This is a genomic window from Pseudidiomarina indica, from assembly GCF_900104245.1.
GTDB lineage: Bacteria > Pseudomonadota > Gammaproteobacteria > Enterobacterales > Alteromonadaceae > Pseudidiomarina > Pseudidiomarina indica.
Map to the genome: position 1 here is coordinate 238,871 of NZ_FMXN01000002.1, position 17,412 is coordinate 256,282.

At 49.7% G+C, this 17,412-nt stretch carries 17 protein-coding genes and 2 tRNA genes; 5 read left to right on the plus strand and 14 right to left on the minus strand.

All coding sequences use genetic code 11. The features are described 5' to 3' along the window. Positions 1-11 precede the first annotated feature (11 nt). Positions 12-260: a 30S ribosomal protein S16 gene (gene rpsP, locus BLP64_RS02775; protein WP_092591521.1), complete on the minus strand. Its 249-nt coding sequence runs from the start codon at positions 258-260 to the stop codon at positions 12-14. Between the two features lie 107 nt (positions 261-367). Then, entirely contained in the window at positions 368-1,741 is a 1,374-nt protein-coding gene (gene ffh, locus BLP64_RS02780; protein WP_092591523.1) for a signal recognition particle protein, read from the minus strand. 167 nt (positions 1,742-1,908) lie between these two features. On the opposite strand from ffh, the gene BLP64_RS02785 reads away from it, so the two are divergent. Together BLP64_RS02785 and BLP64_RS02790 are read left to right on the plus strand one after the other, a co-directional pair. Continuing rightward, positions 1,909-2,700, plus strand: coding sequence for a cytochrome C assembly family protein (locus BLP64_RS02785; protein ID WP_092591525.1), 792 nt, complete (start codon positions 1,909-1,911; stop codon positions 2,698-2,700). An 88-nt stretch (positions 2,701-2,788) separates the two neighbouring features. After that, on the plus strand, positions 2,789-4,063 hold the full coding sequence (locus BLP64_RS02790) for an HlyC/CorC family transporter (protein ID WP_092591527.1): 1,275 nt from the start codon (positions 2,789-2,791) through the stop codon (positions 4,061-4,063). On the opposite strand, the gene BLP64_RS02795 is transcribed toward BLP64_RS02790, so the two are convergent. Then, complete coding sequence (locus tag BLP64_RS02795; protein WP_092591716.1) at positions 4,060-4,677, minus strand: transglycosylase SLT domain-containing protein; 618 nt, start codon at positions 4,675-4,677, stop codon at positions 4,060-4,062. The two genes, BLP64_RS02790 and BLP64_RS02795, sit on opposite strands and share 4 nt — an antisense overlap. A gap of 3 nt (positions 4,678-4,680) precedes the next feature. Beyond that, complete coding sequence (gshA, locus tag BLP64_RS02800) at positions 4,681-6,276, minus strand: glutamate--cysteine ligase (protein ID WP_092591529.1); 1,596 nt, start codon at positions 6,274-6,276, stop codon at positions 4,681-4,683. A gap of 161 nt (positions 6,277-6,437) precedes the next feature. Here gshA and BLP64_RS02805 point away from each other — a divergent pair, with 161 nt between their 5' ends. Then, entirely contained in the window at positions 6,438-8,546 is a 2,109-nt protein-coding gene (locus BLP64_RS02805; RefSeq protein WP_176754891.1) for a response regulator, read from the plus strand. Next, positions 8,543-8,716: a hypothetical protein gene (locus BLP64_RS10770; protein ID WP_176754892.1), complete on the plus strand. Its 174-nt coding sequence runs from the start codon at positions 8,543-8,545 to the stop codon at positions 8,714-8,716. The genes BLP64_RS02805 and BLP64_RS10770 overlap by 4 nt, the downstream gene beginning before the upstream one ends. A 27-nt stretch (positions 8,717-8,743) precedes the next feature. Here the strand turns inward: BLP64_RS10770 and BLP64_RS02810 are convergent. The 5 genes from BLP64_RS02810 to BLP64_RS02830 form a co-directional block, all read right to left on the minus strand. Then, a tRNA-Arg gene (locus tag BLP64_RS02810) sits at positions 8,744-8,820 on the minus strand. A 23-nt stretch (positions 8,821-8,843) separates the two neighbouring features. Then, positions 8,844-8,933, minus strand: a tRNA-Ser gene (locus BLP64_RS02815). A 147-nt stretch (positions 8,934-9,080) separates the two neighbouring features. Next, positions 9,081-9,287 carry a carbon storage regulator CsrA gene (gene csrA / locus BLP64_RS02820; RefSeq protein WP_092591533.1) on the minus strand — a complete coding sequence of 69 codons (207 nt, stop codon included), beginning with the start codon at positions 9,285-9,287 and terminating at the stop codon, positions 9,081-9,083. Between the two features lie 230 nt (positions 9,288-9,517). After that, positions 9,518-12,118 carry an alanine--tRNA ligase gene (gene alaS, locus BLP64_RS02825; protein WP_092591535.1) on the minus strand — a complete coding sequence of 867 codons (2,601 nt, stop codon included), beginning with the start codon at positions 12,116-12,118 and terminating at the stop codon, positions 9,518-9,520. An 82-nt stretch (positions 12,119-12,200) separates the two neighbouring features. Continuing rightward, on the minus strand, positions 12,201-12,677 hold the full coding sequence (locus tag BLP64_RS02830) for a regulatory protein RecX (protein ID WP_092591537.1): 477 nt from the start codon (positions 12,675-12,677) through the stop codon (positions 12,201-12,203). A 32-nt stretch (positions 12,678-12,709) separates the two neighbouring features. On the opposite strand from BLP64_RS02830, the gene BLP64_RS02835 reads away from it, so the two are divergent. Then, positions 12,710-13,408 carry an SIMPL domain-containing protein gene (locus tag BLP64_RS02835; protein ID WP_092591539.1) on the plus strand — a complete coding sequence of 233 codons (699 nt, stop codon included), beginning with the start codon at positions 12,710-12,712 and terminating at the stop codon, positions 13,406-13,408. On the opposite strand, the gene BLP64_RS02840 is transcribed toward BLP64_RS02835, so the two are convergent. Genes BLP64_RS02840 through BLP64_RS02860 form a run of 5 tightly spaced genes read right to left on the minus strand, consistent with a single transcriptional unit; the run spans position 13,405 to position 17,376 of the window. Next, a complete protein-coding gene (locus BLP64_RS02840; protein ID WP_092591541.1) occupies positions 13,405-14,451 on the minus strand; it encodes an agmatine deiminase family protein in 1,047 nt (348 codons plus the stop codon). The two genes, BLP64_RS02835 and BLP64_RS02840, sit on opposite strands and share 4 nt — an antisense overlap. Next, positions 14,448-15,326, minus strand: coding sequence for a 23S rRNA pseudouridine(2605) synthase RluB (gene rluB / locus BLP64_RS02845; protein WP_092591543.1), 879 nt, complete (start codon positions 15,324-15,326; stop codon positions 14,448-14,450). The genes BLP64_RS02840 and rluB overlap by 4 nt, the downstream gene beginning before the upstream one ends. A gap of 6 nt (positions 15,327-15,332) precedes the next feature. Next, the gene (gene scpB / locus BLP64_RS02850) at positions 15,333-15,929 is read right to left on the minus strand and encodes an SMC-Scp complex subunit ScpB (protein ID WP_092591545.1); all 597 of its coding nucleotides are present in this window, start codon (positions 15,927-15,929) and stop codon (positions 15,333-15,335) included. Beyond that, a complete protein-coding gene (locus tag BLP64_RS02855) occupies positions 15,910-16,743 on the minus strand; it encodes a segregation and condensation protein A (protein ID WP_092591547.1) in 834 nt (277 codons plus the stop codon). Before BLP64_RS02855 ends, scpB begins: the two co-directional genes overlap by 20 nt. 6 nt (positions 16,744-16,749) lie before the next feature. After that, a complete protein-coding gene (locus BLP64_RS02860; RefSeq protein WP_092591549.1) occupies positions 16,750-17,376 on the minus strand; it encodes an L-threonylcarbamoyladenylate synthase in 627 nt (208 codons plus the stop codon). Positions 17,377-17,412: the final 36 nt, after the last annotated feature.

The window sequence follows — 17,412 nt, forward strand, 5'->3', positions numbered from 1 at the left end:
TCCGTTATTACTTAAGCTGCGCTGCGCGCGTCTTGAACAAGTTTAGCAACTCGCTCAGACAACGTTGCACCGTGTGAAACCCAATGTTCAACACGATCTAAATCAACGCGTAATTTTTCTTCCTGACCGCGTGCAGTCGGGTTGAAAAAGCCAACATTTTCAATGAAACGACCGTCGCGGGCATTGCGACTGTCAGTCACTACCATTTGGTAGAATGGGCGTTTTTTAGCGCCACCACGTTGTAAACGAATGGTTACCATTACGTTCCTCGATACAGTTTTTTAATGTTAAGAAATAAAAACCTCTCCGAGCTAGGTCAGAGAGGTCGTGGAATTTACCCGAATTCAAGGCGAAATGCAAGTAAATACTAGCCCCTTGGGAACATTCCTGGCGGCAGCTTGCCACCCATCCCACCAAGGCTTCGCATCATTTTGGCCATGCCACCGCCTTTCATTTTTTTCATCATCTTTTGCATTTGCATGAACTGCTTCAATAAACGGTTCACATCTTGCACTTGGGTGCCCGATCCAGCAGCGATTCGACGCTTCCGTGAGCCTTTAATTAAATCTGGAAATTCGCGCTCTTGAGGTGTCATGGAGTTAATGATGGCTTCCATGCGAATCGTCATTTTATCGTCCATCTGGCCTTTCATTTGCGCGGACATTTGGCCCATGCCTGGCAACTTATCCAATAAGCCCATCATGCCGCCCATATCCCGCATTTGCACCAGCTGCTCACGGAAGTCTTCCAACGAGAACTTCCCTTCTTTGATCACTTTCTTGGCTACTTTCTCAGCTTTGGCGCGATCGATTTTGGTTTCCAACTCATCGATCAACGACAGCACGTCGCCCATTCCTAAAATGCGCGAAGCAACTCGGTCTGGGTGGAAAGGCTCCAAGGCGGTATTCTTTTCACCTACCCCTAAGAACTTAATCGGTTTGCCAGTAATGTGACGAATCGATAAGGCCGCCCCACCACGCGCATCACCGTCGGTTTTGGTTAAAATCACCCCGGTCAGTGGCAAAGCTTCGTTAAATGCTTGGGCGGTATTGGCGGCATCTTGCCCCGTCATGGCATCAACCACGAAGAGGGTTTCAATGGGTTGAATTGCCTGATGCAGCGCTTCAATTTCTGTCATCATGGCTTCATCAACAGCGGTTCGACCCGCGGTATCCACAATCACCACATCGATGAATTTTTTGCGCGCGTGCTCAATGGCTTGTTCCGCAATTGCCACAGGCTGTTGTGCGGTCGTGGAGGGGAAAAACTCAACCTTCGCTTCGGCGGCAAGAGTTTCTAATTGCTTAATCGCGGCCGGACGATAGACGTCGGCGCTCACCACCATGACTTTTTTCTTATGCTTTTCTTTCAAATAGCGCGCTAGCTTGCCGGCACTGGTGGTTTTACCCGCCCCTTGCAAGCCCGCCATTAAAATCACTGCTGGCGGCTGCGTCGCCAAATTAATAGGCACATTTCCTTCGCCCATGGCATGTTCGAGCTCTTTTTGGACAATCTTTAAAAACACTTGTCCCGGCGTCAGGCTTTTATTGACTTCAGCCCCTAACGCTTGCTCTTTCACACGACTAACAAACTCTCGTACCACCGGCAATGCAACGTCAGCTTCAAGCAGCGCCATCCGCACTTCTCGCAGCGTATCTTTTATATTGTCTTCAGTGAGTCGCCCACGACCAGTAATATTTTTCAACGATTGTGATAATCGTTCGCTTAAATTCTCAAACATGCGAATCTGCTCACTCTAATGTTGCCGACTTAGATCTCGATGAATACTATGGTGGCGAGTATATCGTATTTCAACCAAAGTTTCTTGATCCTATTGGGTTTGCTCGCAACAATGCATATACTTAAAACCAGCTTCTGTTCGGCTATTTCTTATAAGGTGACATTAGAATGCATGTGCTGATCGCGCTAACTCTTGTTCTCTACATTCTTGCTGCAACACTCTTGTGGCGCCAAGCAGTGCGCTCACAATCCACCTCTTGGCCATTATGGGTGGTGCCCTTTGCCGCGGTGGTGGTGCATTTCGCCTTGTTGTGGAATTACCTGCAGTCTGATCAGTTTGACCATCTTAATTTGGCCTCGAGTTTAAGCAGCGTGGCGTTACTCCTTGCTGCATTAACCTTGTTCCGCAAACGCCGCTCCGGTGGGTTGTTGTTAAGCCCTATTATCTACTTATTTGCAGCGGTCACCTTGCTGGTTGTGCAATTGAGTCCGGCCAACTGGGGGCCGCAATTAAGTGGTGGGGTGGGGTTAGTGGTGCATGTTGTGCTATCGCTGGTCGCCTATGCAGTGCTCATGCTAGCAACCCTTTACGCCATTCAGTTACTGTATTTAAACCACGTTTTAAAAAACCATCAAAGTCGAGTCTTGGCGGGCTATTTACCTCCCTTGATGGTGGTGGAACGCTACTTTTTCCGGTTGCTCACGTCCGGCACCTTGCTACTCGCAGTATCCATCATCAGTGGGTTCGTGTTTTTGGACAATATGTTAGCCCAAGGGCAAGCTCATAAAACCATTTTAAGTCTTATCGCTTTTGTCCTGTACGCCATTGTCATTTCCATGCACCAAGTTCTCCACATGCGTGGACGGCCGTTGGTGATTACCAGCGTCATCGCCAGCTTTATTTTATCCTTGGCATACTTTGGCAGTCGCTTTGTGAAAGATGTTTTACTTTCAATGTAATCGATCAAGGAAATGTTTCGAAACACTTGACATGTTCAGTGAGCTAGTTAAATTGAGCATTGGTGACAAGTTAGCATAGGGTTATTTTTTGGACGACATATCCAGCGCAACACTCCTCATTATTTTAGGAGGATTGTTGCTACTTTCTGCATTTTTCTCAGGCTCAGAAACAGGGATGATGTCCGTCAACCGCTATCGGTTGCGGCACCTCGCTCAGCAAGGACAACCCGGGGCTCAACGGATTCAAGCCATGCTGGCTAAACCTGACCGCCTTATTGGGCTGATTCTGATTGGCAATAATTTAGTGAATATTGCCGCGTCAGCCATTGCCACTATTCTGTGCCTCCGCTGGTTCGGTGATGCGGGCATTCTCATCGCTACGTTTGGCACCACGCTCATCGTCCTTATCTTTGCGGAAGTCACGCCCAAAACAATTGCAGCGCTTCACCCGGAGCGGGTTGCCACGCCAGCATCTTGGATCCTGCAACCCTTATTACGGGTCATGTACCCCGTGGTGGCGTTCATTAATCTATTAACGAATGGTCTGATTCGTTTATTGGGGATCAATCCGCAGTCCCCCGCACGGGCTGATGCACTGAGTTCGGACGAACTAAGAACCGTGGTCAATGAAGCAAGCTCCATGATTCCATCGTCTCACCAACAAATGTTGCTGAGCATTCTTGATTTAGAGAAAGTAACGGTCGAAGACGTCATGACCCCACGTTCAGATATTGTCGCTATCGACGTGCAAAGTGACGTGAAGTCTATGATGAAACAACTCAGCCAAGCGCAATACACGCGCATTTTGTTGTACCGCAATGAAATTGATGATGCCATCGGCTTTCTGCATGCGCGCGATATCATGCAGTTATTTACCAAAAACTCGAGTGAGCTCGATAAATCAGAAATAGTCCGCGCCGCTCGAGACATTTACTTCATTCCTGAAGGCACACCTCTCAACGTGCAATTACTCAAGTTTCAACGCTATAAAGAACGAATTGGCTTAGTGGTTGATGAATACGGTGATATTCAAGGATTAGTTACCTTGGAAGATATTCTTGAAGAAATTGTCGGTGAATTTACCACCACAATCTTACCTGCCTCTACCGATAACGCTGTGGTTGAAAGTGATGGTTCGATTATTGTTGAAGGGGTGGCCAACCTACGCGATCTCAACAAAGAAATGAACTGGAGCCTACCGACCGATGGCCCTAAAACAGTCAGCGGTCTCATTATTGAAACCTTAGGTGATATCCCACAGCAGCCGTTATGCTTACGCATTGACGGCTATGCCATGGAAATTATTGAAAGCAGTGACAACTTAATTAAACGGGTGCGGTTTTTACCACCGTCTGCAATTTAACCAAAGAATAACCGCCACAGCCAACCCCGCTGTAAATCTTCTTCGCATTGGCGCAATTGGGCGCCATAGCGTCCAGCACGTTCTTGCACCCGTTCTGCCGTGCGCATCAACCACTGTTTCTGGCGGTAGGTCTGCCGCTTATAGCCGCCCCACCCTTCGTGGTAATTCAGATACTGTGCATAAGCATCCCACTTTGAGACACCGTTAATGCGGTGACTCTTAGAAATATACCAGCCCATAAAATCCATGGCATCATTAAAGTTATCCCGTGATGACCAGGAGTTACCGGTTTCTTTCACGTAGTCATCCCAGGTGCCGGTCTTGGCTTGTGAGTAGCCATAAGCACTGCTCACTCGGCCCCAAGGGATCACCCATAAAATATAGTCACGAGGGGGTTTGGCGTTGTGTTTGAAGGAACTTTCCTGATACATAATCGCCATTGGCACTTGAATGGGAACACCCCATTTCTTTTCCATTTTAGCTGCAGCTTTATACCAGTCTCGCTTTTCTTCGAAAATTCGGCATAAATTCTCCGGCTCCTTGGGGGGAGCCGTGGCACATCCTGCGATAGAAAAAGTCAACGTTGCTGCAATCACACCATAGCGTAACTTCATCATTTAACAATCCGCGGATTGACACAATGCCTTGCGGAAATACTCCTCTAAAAAGTCATCAAAACTCGATGTCGCATCTTGCTGTTCTTGCTGTTCTTGTTCAGCGATCGACTGCTGTTGCCATTGGTTGAACTGCGCTAACGAGAAGTGCTCAAAAGGCGCCGTTACCAATTGCTGTTTATATTGACGCGCCAACGCCATGCCCAGTTCGCCATTTTCCAGCTGATGCTCTTGCAGCTGTGCCATGAATTGACCGGATAACGTTCGTTCCGGATTCAACACACAATGATATTGGTTGGCCACTGCTTGCGTATAGGCACGGGTTTGATGGGCTTGGTCCATTAAGTGGGCCAACGGTTGCAAGTCAGCAAACAATTCTTCCAACCAATCAGCAATGGGACGTTCATAGCCATTATCATTCAGCGTTAAACGTGGATTCCGACCGTCCAGCACCACCCGATTAAAGTTCGCATCCGTCACACTTTGTGCGTCCCAGTCTAACTCGGCGCTGGGTTTGAAAATACAATACAGTAAGAACAAATCTAAAAACCGCATTTGCTCATCACTGATCCCGACCGGGCTAAATGGGTTCACATCAAGCGCACGAATTTCAATGTATTCCACCCCTCCGCGCTCCAACGCTTGGGTTGGAGTTTCGCCGGCTCGCGCTACTCGTTTCGGGCGAATCGTGGCATAAAACTCATTTTCAATTTGCAAAATATTGCTGTTCAGTTGGCGATATTCACCCTCCACCTTCACGCCAATTTTGCTGAATGCTACCGACTCTGTCGTGACTGCTCGACGTAAGCCTTTCACATAGTCGGCCAAGGAGTTATAGGTGATTTTTAAATCCGCTTGTTCTTTATTGGTGTAGCCCAAGTCGCTCATGCGTAACGAGGTGCCGTATGGCCGATACAGGGTACCTTTACCATGCTTTTCAAAACTAATTTGCCCTTCTGTTTGCTGTAAGAAGGATTTGCAAATAGCGGGCGAAGCACCAAATAAATAAGGAATGATCCAACACAGACGTTTGTAATTTCGGATCAACTGAAAGTATTGGCTCGACACAAAATCCTGGTCATTATCGACACCATAATAATGCGCTAAATGCTCAAACACGGCCGGGGGCAAACTGAAGTTAAAGTGCACCCCAGAAATAATCTGCATGCCACTGCCATAACGATAGGTCAGGCCTTGGCGGTACAAGGTTTTCATTCGACCACTATGAGAACTGCCATATTGAGCGATCACAATGTCATCACTGGAGCTCACAAAGCACGGCATGCTCAGCGGCCACAGCAGTTCGTCACCAATCACTTGATAGGTGCGTTTATGAACGTCTGCCAATTGCTGCAGAGTCACCTCAATACTGTCCGCTACCGGAGTAATAAACTCCATTAAGGTTTCGGCGTAGTCCGTGGTGATCAAGGGGTGTTTAAATGCTGAACCCAATTGGGTTGGATGGGGCGTCGCAGCAAGTGTGCCTTGCTCAGTAATCCGCAAAGCTTCTCGTTCAACACCGCGATGAATGCCACGTAAACTAGTAACGTGCTCGGGTTTGGCAAACAATGCCACCAAGTCGGCAAATTGTGACTGCAAAATAATTCCTGCCTTGTATATCGAGCCAAAGTCATGGCGAAATATTACTGGTTTATCAACGCTGCGTCCATGAAAGTTATTCGGGTTAAACGTTGGCAGTCATTGTTGTGCATGGCATCATAGCATTTCTTCTTTACAAATTCGTTGAGATGAGGCTTCGGATGCAGTTATTTGCAGGGTTAAAAGCTTGGTTTAAACGTCGCCCCGCGGCGCCTGATCCCTCTGCTCAAACAGAGCAGCCCAAACACAGCCATGAGTCCCTTTCGGAACGTGAACATCGGCTGCAAGCCATTGCTGCGACCAACCAGGCAAAAAGTGAGTTTTTAGCCAATGTGAGTCACGAAATTCGGACGCCGATCAATGCCATTTTAGGCATGACACAACTGTGCCTGAAAACCGAGCTGGACGCCCAACAACGGAGCTATTTGCACTCCATCGAAAGTTCATCGAGATTGCTCCTTGGCATTGTGAATGACTTACTCGATTTTGCCAAAATTGAGTCTGGCCATCTGACCATTGAAAAAATCCCCTTCGATTTAGACGAGGTGCTCAGTAATCTCACCGAGATGTTTGCGTACCGAGCGTACGACAAGAACTTAGAATTTATCATTAACCTGCCCACCAACATCCCGACTCGCTTGGTGGGCGATCCGTTGCGGCTGAACCAAGTTCTGGTGAACTTAGTGAGTAATGCGATTAAATTCACCGACAGTGGTGAAATCGTGATTGCCGCCACCTTGTTGGATATTAACGACCATGAAGTATTTTTGCGCCTGTCGGTTACCGATACCGGAATTGGCATGGACGAAAGTCAGCGCGCACGGTTATTCGATGCCTTCACGCAAGCCGACGCCTCCACCACCCGACGCTTTGGCGGTACGGGGTTAGGGCTGGCAATTAGTCAGCGTATTGTGAAGTTGATGAACCAGCATGGGCTCGGGGTGATCAGTACTCTAGGGCAAGGCTCTACGTTCTTTTTGGAGCTACAACTGCCGATTCAGCAAGGCTTGGATACATCAACCCGTGATTCGTTAATTAAGCGGCTCAGCAATAAGCGTGTGTTGGCCATAGAGGACAACCTGACCACGCGCGAAATGTTAACCGAGCTGCTCCGAAGTTATGCGGTTGATGTGATGAGTTGCCGTACCGCAGAAGAAGGAATGAGCTTGCTGCAACAGCACTCATTTGATGCGGTCATTGTCGACTGGCAGTTACCGGGCGGCATGAGTGGCATTGAGTTTTGTCAGCAGGTGCTGACCCACCAGCAAGAAGCCCCGCGCCTAATTTTGGCAACCAGTTACCATGCCAAAGATTTAATTGAAGAAGCACAGCAACTTGGCGTGGCTGAATATATCGTGAAGCCTTACACCAGCTCGGCGTTATTACGAGTGCTGAGCTCAGCATTGTCACTCAGTTCGCTTGAGGTTACTCCGGTTCTCAATTCTCACCTTGAAGGACTCAGCCGTGCGCCGGTGTTATTGGTGGAAGACAACGACATCAACCAACTGATTGCCAAAGAAATGCTGCAACATCTCGGGCTCACGGTTGATGTGGCGAAAAACGGACAAGAAGCCGTCGCCATGGTCAAGCAAAAAAATTATGCGTTAGTCTTTATGGACATTCAGATGCCGGTGATGGATGGATTAACCGCCGCCGAAATCATTCGCGGCCATTTTTCGTATCAGCAACTGCCGATCATTGCCATGACTGCCAATACCAGCAGTGAAGACGTTGAGCGTTCCATGGCGGCCGGCATGCAAGATCATATCAGCAAGCCGATTGATGAAGTGCAATTGATTAACGCCATTAAAAAGTGGGGCGTACGTGGCGAGTACAGTGCCGTGACGCCGGCCCCTGAAACGCCCTCAGCAACGCCAATCCAGGTCAGCTACCCCAACCATAGTGATATTGATTTTACTGGGGCAATGGCGCGCTTAGGACACAATATGCCTCTTTACCAAAGTTTGGTGGATCGCTTGTACGATGATTATCATCAGGCGCCCCAACAAGTGCTAGAGTTTTTATCCAAAGGCCAGCACCAGCAAGCCAAGCGCTTTTTCCATTCACTGAAAGGCGCTTCAGCAAACTTAGGTCTCATTAAGTTAACCCAAATTGCCGCCCAGCTTGAAGCCAGCATGGCGCGCGCTGCCATTGATGAAGTGGCTGATAACATTACCCGGCTCGACCCGTTATTAGAACAAGCGAAGCAAGCAGCGGCCGATTTAGCCTTATGGCACCAGCACCAGCAATCGAAAGGATCCAAAGTATGACCCGCTATTTTTTCTTACTGCCGTTGATATTAAGTTTATTGTGGTATTTTTATTTACGTAGTAATGGCTGGACCATTAAGCAAGGCGTGAAAGGGTTTATTTATATTGCGATACTCAGTGCATTCATTGCTGCGTTTTATACGCTGATGCTCTGGTTAACTGGACGTTAAACGAAAGGAATTGAACGCTAAGAGAAATGGCGCACCCGGGAGGAGTCGAACCTCCAACCGCTCGGTTCGTAGCCGAGTACTCTATCCAGTTGAGCTACGGGTGCATCACAACGGCGTTAAAAAAAGGCGGTGAGGGAGGGATTCGAACCCTCGATAGGGCTATAAACCCTATACTCCCTTAGCAGGGGAGCGCCTTCAGCCTCTCGGCCACCTCACCGCTTACTTGTGGCGTTGAATTCTAGCGATGTTCTCACATATGTCAAACGATTTTTCTGAATTAAGCGTTTGATTGCGGGATTTTTAATCATCTCGGTTGAAATCGAATCACAACTGTCATTTTTTGAGCTGTGAGGCCCCACAAACATTAGTCGTTATCGGCGTTATCAGCCTGACTATTTTCCTGCTGATGTTCAGCTTGAATCCGATTATAAATTTCTTCACGGTGTACGGCGACATCTTTCGGCGCATTCACACCAATACGAACTTGGTTCCCTTTCACTCCCAACACTGTGACTGTCACTTCGTCACCAATCATTAGGGTCTCACCCACTCTACGGGTTAAGATCAACATGAGCTTACTCCTTTCCCTACTTCATCGATTCCATACGGCTTCACTTAAGCCTGCACCGTATTTATTGTGTGGCTAAATTAACATGCCGGTGAAAATATAACAATTGCTATATTCCCAGTGAGTTTACCGTCTTTTAAATCGCAAAATTAAGGCGGACTGGCTCTATTCTAACAGGGTCGCTTCACCAAAACACGCCCTGTAAACTATGCTTGTCCGCCACTTTATGCCGTTTATCTCAATAGCTCTTCCAGTTTGGCTTGGGCTGTGGCTAATGCGTCAGGCAAAGCTTTCACATCGCTCCCACCGGCTTGCGCAAGATCAGGACGACCGCCGCCTTTACCCCCCACTTTTTCAGCCGCAACGTTGACGACGTCGCCAGCACGAACACGAGCGGTCAGGTCTTTGGTGACCCCGACAATCAAGCTGACTTTACCATCGCTGGCCAAGCCTAACACGACCACCCCTGATTGTAGCTGATTTTTTAAATCATCCACCATGTTTCGTAATGCTTTTGCTTCAATATTGGCTACTTCCGCAATAATGACTCGAGTGCCATGAATCGTGAGCGCATTATCCACTAAACTCGAGCCCGCATGAGCCGCCAGTTTTTGATTCAGTTCATCAATGGTCCGCTCAAGCTGACGGCTCCGCTCCAACTGCTGTTGCAGTCGCTCACCCACATGCGTTGAATCGGTTTTGAGCAACTCAGCCACCTGCCGCAGTTGCTGCTGTTGCTGTAAGTTAAACAGCACCGCACCGGTCCCACTCACGGCTTCAATACGGCGAACGCCTGAGGCAATGCCAGCTTCCGAGACAATCCGTACCACTCCAATATCACCGGTGCGCTGCACGTGGGTGCCACCACAGAGTTCCATGGAATAGGCACCAATGGTCAGCACCCGCACGTCATCGTCATATTTTTCACCGAACAAGGCCATAGCGCCTGCTTGCTGCGCTTGTTCAATGGGCATAATCTGCGCTTCCACTGGATGGTTCTTAAGGATTTCTTCGTTAATTTGTCGCTCAATGATATCCAGCTGCTGCGCCGTGACTGCTTCATAATGAGAGAAGTCAAACCGCAACCGCTCGGCAGTGACCAAGGAGCCTTTTTGCACCACGTGCTCACCCAACACATTCCGCAATGCCGCATGCAATAAGTGGGTGGCGGTGTGGTTGCGTTTAATCGACTCACGTCGCTCACTATCAATTTGAGCAGAAACCGTATCACCAACGGTCAGTTTGCCGGTGGCCTGCCCGTGGTGCGCAATGGCCTTACCAATCAATTGGGTATCGGTGACTTGAAACTCAACCCCCTGACTGGTTAATTTACCAGTGTCCCCAACTTGACCACCGCTTTCAGCGTAGAAAGGGGTGCGCGATAGCACCACGATGCCCTTCTGGCCCGCGGCCAGCTCAGTTACGGATTCACCGTCGACAAATAATTCCACAATGGTGGCAACATCGCTGTCATTGGCGTAGCCAGAAAATTCCGTTTGTGCGGAAGACTTTAACCGTTGGTTATAATCCACTCCAAAAGAGGACGCCTGTTGCGCTCGCTGACGTTGCTGCTCCATGGCGGCTTGGAAACCATCTTCATCAATGGTTAATTCTTTTTCGCGAGCAATATCTGCGGTTAAATCCATCGGGAAGCCGTAGGTGTCATAGAGCTTAAATACCACGTCACCCGGCAATACCGTGCCATCAAGGTTTGCGATAGCGTCATGCAACATGGCCAAGCCACGTTCCAAGGTTTTCCGGAACTGTTCTTCTTCACGACGTAACGCATCTTCAATGATGCGTTGTTTGCTGCGCAACTCTGGGTAAGCATCTCCCATTTGGCGCACCAAGCTGGCCACCAACCGATAAAAGAAGGTTCCTTCCGCCCCTAACATGCTGCCGTGGCGCACGGCGCGGCGAATAATCCGACGTAAGACGTAACCACGCCCTTCGTTGGACGGTTGCACACCATCGGCAATCAAAAAGCTGCACGAACGAATATGGTCTGCAATGACCCGTAAGGATTGGCTGGACGTATCCGTGGTGCCAATAATTTCCGCCGCATCGTGAATGAGCGCCTTGAACAGATCAATCTCGTAGTTGCTATGCACGTGCTGCATCACTGCCGCAATCCGCTCGAGCCCCATGCCGGTATCCACCGAAGGCTTGGGTAACGGCAATAAGGTGCCGTCGGCTTGGCGGTTATACTGCATAAATACCAAGTTCCAAATTTCGATATAACGGTCTCCATCTTCTTCAGGAGTACCGGGAGGACCGCCCCACACATCGTCGCCGTGGTCATAGAAAATTTCGGAACAAGGACCACAAGGACCCGTGTCCCCCATGGACCAAAAGTTATCTTTCGCACCAATGCGTGAAATACGATCGGTGGGAACACCAATATGGTTGGCCCAAAGGTCATACGCTTCATCGTCTTCGGTATACACCGTGACCCATAGCTTGGACGCTGGAATTTGCAGTTTCCCAGTTAAGAATTCCCACGCAAAATCAATGGCTTCCTTCTTAAAGTAATCACCAAAACTGAAATTACCCAGCATTTCAAAGAAAGTATGGTGACGTGCGGTATAACCGACGTTTTCAAGATCGTTGTGTTTACCACCAGCTCGGATACAACGCTGTGCAGACACAGCTCGGGTGTAATCGCGCTGTTCATCGCCTAAGAATACGTCTTTAAACGGCACCATGCCCGCGTTGGTAAATAAAAGGGTCGGGTCATTCCCTGGAATTAACGATGCTGACGGGACGCGTTGATGCCCCTTGGCCGCGAAAAACGCCAGAAACGCTTCACGGATTTCCGCACTGGTCATATGCATGAACAATTTCCTAATGACATTTTGAAGTGAAAATTCTGCTGATTATATGGGCTAAAATGCTACCATGAAAGCAGGCGATACACTAGTCCGAAGCAGCCATTCTCTGCCGCTCTAACGCTTGCTGTATCTGGTCAAGACGATACCCTCGCTGCATTAAGTGACGCATGATTCGATTGCGTTCTTTCGGGTCTTGCGGAGGGGTGTGACCGAAGCGGCGTACCAAGCGTTCATAACACTGCTCCACCCAGTCTGGTTCTTGATCCTGCAACGCTTGTTCCAATAGCTCGCCTTGAATGCCTTTTTGAGCAGCGGCAGCACGGATTTTCTGAATGCCATCCCCACGGGCAAGGCAGCTTCGCAACCACACCTCAAGATAGCGTTGATCACTTTGCCAACCCAGTTGTTGTGCCTTGGTGAGAACCTTTTCGATGGTTTTGTGGTCAAAACCTCGGAGCTGCAGTTTTTGCTGTAATTCACGCGCGCTATGTTCACGACGAGCGAGCAAGCGGACGACAATTTCTTCAGCTTGTTGAATATCGTTATTCTGACTATCTGACATGTCACTCACGTTTAATTGTTTAGGGAACAGCTATGATGCCATATCGCTATGCTATTTTACTGCCACTGCTGGGGGCGACGTTAATCGGCTGCCAACCGGTGGTCAAAACCGATGAACAGCATACCATTCATGTTACCGGGCATGCAGTCACTGCAGTTACCCCGAATCAAGCTCATCTGACATTTAATATTGAGCGTGAAGGAGCCGAACTCAGCACCATCAAACAACAAATCGATGAGGTTTCCGCTGCCATCCTAGCGGCGTTGCGCTCTCATGATATCGATGATGAGGATATCACTTCCTACAACATGCAAGCGGGCCCCACCTACGATTATGTGGATGGCAAGCGAATTCCCCGTGGTTTTAGTGCGTCACGCTCCATCAAAGTGTATTTGGCCGAGCTGGATCACTACGATGCTATCATCGATCACGCGTTTAAAGCAGGGGCAAGCCACCTCAATCAAGTTCAATTCAGTGTCCGCGAAGCGGAAGAGATTTATCAGCAACTGTTAGCGCAAGCGGTGGCTCATGCGCAGCAAAAAGCGAAGAAGATGGCTGCGGCAAGTGACAGCGAGCTTGGCGCTGTGGTGACGATTCATGAATCCAGCTACGCGCCCCCCATGCGCCAAGAAGCGGCCATGATGCGAATGAGTGATAGCGCCAGTGTCAGTCTTCCTGGGAAACACGACATGCAAGCTCAAGTGAATGTGACCTTCGCCATCACACCTTAACGCCATACGGCTGTCGCAGGGGTGTGTAGGGTCATGCAGTGCAGCGCCCCCCCCGCTTTAATAAACTCGTCAGCGGCCACGCCTAGCACCGTTAATTCGGGCGCCGCTTGACGCAGCAATGCCAATGCCTCGGCATCGGTTGCCAAGTCAAACTGAGGCACAATGAGCACCTCTGCAACTCGGATAAAATTTACATAGCTGGCCAAGAGTGGGTGGACTCCGCGCGGGTACACCTGGGCCTGCTGCCGCACGGTGACATAATCAGCCGCGATCGGCGCGAGCGGTTCCGGTTGAGGAACTTGCACAATACGATACGCTTGGCCTGCGGTGTTACGCCAGCGTTGAATTTGCTGCAGCTGCGCGTGATAGGACTCCCAATAACGCCCCTGGGGTTGCGGCATTGCCACCACCAGGGTGTCCGCAGATAAAAACTGGACTTGGTTATCAACATGACCACCGGTTTCATCATCAGGGTGAGCAAACTCTAACCAGTAGACCTGCTGCACCCCGAGCTCTTCATGAAACAATTGTTCCACTGCGGCACGTGCCCAGTGTGGATTATTTCGTAACACGCTGGCTGCATGAACAACGATCGTCCCCGCCCCATCGGTGGTCAGCGCGCCACCTTCCAGAATCAGTGGATGCTGCTGAAACGGCAACCGCAATCGCTGCGCCAGCCGTTGCGCGAACTGTTGATCGTCGTGAAAATCTGGATATAACCCATGCCATGCTGAAAATTGAAAGCCTTGCGCATGCACCTGCTGGGAGCCCGGTAACTGCGTCCAGAGCGGCCCAATGTCCCGCGCCCAGGCATCATTGTATGCCACGGTGAAGTGGTGGAAAGAGTGAGGCAAGATGCGCTGCGCCCTTGCTAACTCACTGGGGTGCACGCCAATGTAAAATGGATGAATACCTTGCAGTTGCTCAGCCAGCGCAATGAGCTGCTGCTGGGCTGGCTGCCCATGCTCTCGCCAAACATCATCGCGAAAGGGCCATAACGTGAGCAATGGCCCGGTTAATTGCCAATCTGCTAACAGCATCATTTTCGCGTGCGAGCGCGTCCCTTGGTCGGTTTATCGCTCGCTCGTGCTTTGATTTTCTCGGCGTTCACGCGACGTGCGCGCGCATAACGTTTTTGCCGTGATTCGGTTTTCCGCGGGTCAAGAAAGGTGCGTGTTTCTGGCGGCAGGCCAACCAGCTCACGCAAATAGTTAATGGTGGGCAGCGGCAACTCGGCCCAGCCGCTTTGTGGCAGACCTTGTTCGAGTTTGATGTTGCCATAACGAATCCGAATCAGACGGCTTACTTGCACGCCTTGGGATTCCCACAACCGCCGCACTTCGCGATTTCGACCTTCGGTTAACATCACACGGAACCATTGGTTCATGCCTTCACCACCGCCGCGTTTGATATCTTTAAAAGAGGCCATGCCATCCTCTAACTGCACTCCCTGCTTCAGCTTGCGCAGCATGTCATCGGTCACTTCCCCGAACACTCGCGCCGAGTATTCACGCTCAATGGCATGCCCAGGGTGCATCAACCGGTTGGCCAGTTCACCGTCGGTGGTAAACAGCAGTAATCCCGAGGTATTAATATCTAACCGCCCGACCGCAACCCAACGGGCACCTTGCACCCGTGGCAAGCGATCATAAACCGTCGGACGCCCTTCTGGATCACGCCGCGTGCAAAGCTCGCCTTCTGGCTTGTGATACATCAGCACCCGACAAACCACTTCTTCTTGCGGTTTAATCGACACTTCATGCCCATCAATACGCACCACGGCGCTCTCATCAATGCGCTCGCCTAAACTGGCAACTTGACCATTGACACTGACACGCCCGGCGGCGATTTTGGCTTCTAATTCACGGCGTGAACCATGCCCCGAACGGGCTAATACTTTTTGCAGTTTTTCACTCATAGGTTGTTATGACTCTTCGTTGGTCGCTCTCTCAGCGGTTATTTCAAGTTTAATCTGAGCGATCTGCTCGGGTTGCTTCGCTTTGGTAGCAGGCTCCGGAATTGCAGGCAATTCAGATAAGTCTCGTAAACTAAAATAATCCAAAAATTCTGCGGTTGTCGCATACAGTTGCGGCCGCCCAGGTACTTCTCGGTGCCCCACCACTTTAATCCAGCCTCGTTCTTGCAGGGTTTTCATAATGCTCGAACTGACACTAACTCCGCGAATTTCTTCAATATCGCCGCGGGTAATAGGTTGCCGATAAGCAATCAGGGCTAAGGTTTCCAGCAATGCTTGGGAATAGCGGGCGGGCTTCTCTTGCCACAACCGACTTATTATATCACCCAATTCATGACGTGTCTGAAATCGATAACCAGACGCCACATTCACCAACTGCACACCGCGCTCTTGATAGTCTTGTTGGAGTTCTTCCAACACCTGGCGGACCTGCTTACGGCTCACATTCTCAGGCGCAAAATGCTCCACCAATTGTTGCTCTGTTAACGGCGTCTCCGCCACAAACAAGAGCCCTTCAATGGCTTGTTTAAGTTGTTGAATCAGCATAAATCGAATCTCGATGCGTGACATGAATTTCGCTAAAAGTATCCACCTGTACCACTTCTATCAAGGCTTCTTTCACTAATTCAAGGATCGCCAAAAAGCTAACAACCACCCCGGCTTTGCCTTCACGAGGGTCGAATAAGTCTCGAAAACGCAGGCGTTGATTCTGTTGCAATAAGTCGAGAATTCGACTCATCCGCTCCCGGGTGGATAACTTTTCTCGTTGCACTTGATGGCTATTCAGTAAAGCTGCCTGAGCCAGTGCTTGGCTCAGTGCAAGCGCCAGCTCATGCAACGCAATTTCAGGTAAGGGAGCAGCCACCAATTCACGCGCCTCCGTCGCTGCCTGTGCAAGGAAGTAATCACGCTCCGCTTGCGGCAAGCTCTCCAAATGCTCAGCCCCTTGACGGATGGCTTCATACTCTTGTAACCGCCGCACCAGCTCAGCCCGAGGGTCTTCTTCGTCCTCCTCGTCAGTCGGTGCGCGCGGCAATAACATGCGACTTTTAATTTCTGCCAACATGGCCGCCATGACTAAATAATCTGCCGCCAGTTCAAGCTTCAAGTCTTTCATCATCTCAACATATTCCATGTATTGTTGAGTGATGGGCAAAATGGGCAATTCCACAATATCGAGCTTTTGCCGACGGATCAGATACAGCAGTAAATCCATTGGCCCGGCAAAGGTTTCTAAAATGAGTTCGAGGGCATCCGGCGGAATATACAAGTCTTCCGGTTTTTCAATGACCGGTTCGCCGCGGACAAAGCCGAGCGGTAACGATTGCTGTTGGGCGACTCCCATGTCCTGATTGCTCATTGCAATCTAAGCACCTTGAAACGGACGAATATCACCAGCCCCTTCACGGACGATGGTCACTTCTCCTTCAGCGAGGTCAATCACCGTGGTAGGCTCTTCGCCGCGGTTATTACCATCAATGATCAGATCCACTTGGTTGCCCAAGCGCGCTCGAATTTCGTAAGGATCGGACTCGGCAAAATCATGGGCATCTAACACCAAACTGGTCGACATCAGGGGCTCCCCCATGGCTTCCAGTAATGCCATCACAATCGGGTCATCGGAAACGCGAATACCGATGGTTTTACGCTTCGGGTTCAGTAAGCGGCGCGGAACTTCTTTGGTTCCTTTTAGAATAAAGGTGTACGCTCCCGGCGTGTTGTTTTTCAGTAGCCGAAACATGGCGTTATCGACTTTTGCATAGGTTGATAACTCAGATAAATCCCGACACAACAGGGTGAACAGGTGGTCTTTATCTAAGTTCCGAATTTGGCAAATCCGCTCGACTGCATTTTTATCCCCAATGCGGCAACCAATGGCATAACCAGAGTCAGTTGGGTAAATCACCACCCCACCTTGCATAATGGTTGCTGCCGCTTGTTGAATTAACCGTTGCTGCGGATTTTCTGGGTGAATGGAATAAAATTGGCTCATCGTGCTCTCAACCTCATTGATTGCAAAGGAATTGGT

Coding starts and splice junctions, on each gene's coding strand:
- rpsP (WP_092591521.1), bottom strand. CDS start 260: ATGGTAACCATTCGTTTACAACGTGGTGGCGCTAAAAAACGCCCATTC.
- ffh (WP_092591523.1), bottom strand. CDS start 1,741: ATGTTTGAGAATTTAAGCGAACGATTATCACAATCGTTGAAAAATATT.
- BLP64_RS02785 (WP_092591525.1), top strand. CDS start 1,909: ATGCATGTGCTGATCGCGCTAACTCTTGTTCTCTACATTCTTGCTGCA.
- BLP64_RS02795 (WP_092591716.1), bottom strand. CDS start 4,677: ATGAAGTTACGCTATGGTGTGATTGCAGCAACGTTGACTTTTTCTATC.
- BLP64_RS02805 (WP_176754891.1), top strand. CDS start 6,438: ATGCAGTTATTTGCAGGGTTAAAAGCTTGGTTTAAACGTCGCCCCGCG.
- BLP64_RS10770 (WP_176754892.1), top strand. CDS start 8,543: ATGACCCGCTATTTTTTCTTACTGCCGTTGATATTAAGTTTATTGTGG.
- csrA (WP_092591533.1), bottom strand. CDS start 9,287: ATGTTGATCTTAACCCGTAGAGTGGGTGAGACCCTAATGATTGGTGAC.
- alaS (WP_092591535.1), bottom strand. CDS start 12,118: ATGCATATGACCAGTGCGGAAATCCGTGAAGCGTTTCTGGCGTTTTTC.
- BLP64_RS02830 (WP_092591537.1), bottom strand. CDS start 12,677: ATGTCAGATAGTCAGAATAACGATATTCAACAAGCTGAAGAAATTGTC.
- BLP64_RS02835 (WP_092591539.1), top strand. CDS start 12,710: ATGATGCCATATCGCTATGCTATTTTACTGCCACTGCTGGGGGCGACG.
- BLP64_RS02840 (WP_092591541.1), bottom strand. CDS start 14,451: ATGATGCTGTTAGCAGATTGGCAATTAACCGGGCCATTGCTCACGTTA.
- rluB (WP_092591543.1), bottom strand. CDS start 15,326: ATGAGTGAAAAACTGCAAAAAGTATTAGCCCGTTCGGGGCATGGTTCA.
- scpB (WP_092591545.1), bottom strand. CDS start 15,929: ATGCTGATTCAACAACTTAAACAAGCCATTGAAGGGCTCTTGTTTGTG.
- BLP64_RS02855 (WP_092591547.1), bottom strand. CDS start 16,743: ATGAGCAATCAGGACATGGGAGTCGCCCAACAGCAATCGTTACCGCTC.
- BLP64_RS02860 (WP_092591549.1), bottom strand. CDS start 17,376: ATGAGCCAATTTTATTCCATTCACCCAGAAAATCCGCAGCAACGGTTA.